The organism is Bradyrhizobium sp. 45, assembly GCF_023073155.1.
Taxonomy (GTDB): domain Bacteria; phylum Pseudomonadota; class Alphaproteobacteria; order Rhizobiales; family Xanthobacteraceae; genus Bradyrhizobium; species Bradyrhizobium canariense_D.
Map to the genome: position 1 here is coordinate 1 of NZ_JADPIX010000018.1, position 1,001 is coordinate 1,001.

Genomic DNA, 1,001 nt, shown 5'->3' on the forward strand with positions numbered 1-1,001 from the left:
GCAAGCGTCGCCTCAACCGACGCGGCCCGCGCCCACGACATTCGAATCATGGTTGCCCATGGATTCAGAAGCCCGCAACAAAAGCAACTGTAATGCTAGAACAGGAGAACCGGACATGGCCGCTTTCCAAGAGGTTTTCCGCCGCTCCGGCATCGATGAGGGCCGCAGCCCGCCAGGCATGGTGGTGCCGTTCGGCGGCTCCAACATCGTGGCGCTGATCGATCCCGGAAGAAAGCTCAAAGTCGATCCTAACCCCCATGCCCTCGGGATCAAGGAGATCGATGGCGCCGATACTCTTAGACGCGTCAGTTCGCGGTCGCGCTGATGGTATCGACCAGCGCCGTGCTCGCGCACGATCACAATCGGCTTGATCTGTCGAAGTGGTTTGCGGAGCTTTATGACCGAAAGGGAGATCTGTGCTGCGATGGTAGCGAAGCGATGCATTTGTCAGAGGTAGATTGGGAGATCACCGGCAACCATCCATTACCGTGTCCGCGTGCCGACAACGCCTGGGGGCTTCGGGCGCGATGGCTGGCGCCACCAACGTGGAAACCGAGTGGGTTTACGTACCCGACGACGCCGTCATCGACGAGCCGAACAGGGCTAAAGCGACGCTGGTCTGGCCGCTCTATGGCCCGATGGGTGTGAGCATTCGCTGCTTCATACCCGGGACGATGATGTGAAGCGCCTCCGATTCTAATCGGCGCAAGGCGGAGTTCGGCTTAGGGTCAATCGCGTCGTCACTTTGGCCGCGTGCCGTTCTCTTCCGGTCTACCCCAGTGAACGGACATCGTCAGACCGCCCCGGCATGTCTCACACGGGCCACAATTGGACATCGGGTGAAAGCTGCTCAGCTTTTTACGGCGCAGTCGGCGACCCCGGATTAAATTCAGGTGACCGCTGCGAACAGGCGCATCGGCTCGGCAAGCCCCTTAAGCTCGGCCGGTCCCTGATCGACGAACTTGAGGCCAGCACCTGCCACTAGGTCTCGTACAGTGCTT

Annotated in this window: 1 protein-coding gene and 1 pseudogene; both read left to right on the forward strand. The window is 60.2% G+C overall.

Features of this window, described 5'->3' with window-relative positions:
* The first annotated feature begins 115 nt into the window (after nucleotides 1-115).
* Nucleotides 116-325 (forward strand): hypothetical protein, encoded by a 210-nt coding sequence (locus IVB42_RS03255; RefSeq protein ID WP_247397195.1) that lies wholly within the window; start codon nucleotides 116-118, stop codon nucleotides 323-325.
* A 156-nt stretch (nucleotides 326-481) separates the two neighbouring features.
* Nucleotides 482-683, forward strand: a pseudogene (locus IVB42_RS03260) (hypothetical protein); the annotation flags it as partial.
* Between the last annotated feature and the right edge of the window lie 318 nt (nucleotides 684-1,001).

Coding starts and splice junctions, on each gene's coding strand:
- IVB42_RS03255 (WP_247397195.1), top strand. CDS start 116: ATGGCCGCTTTCCAAGAGGTTTTCCGCCGCTCCGGCATCGATGAGGGC.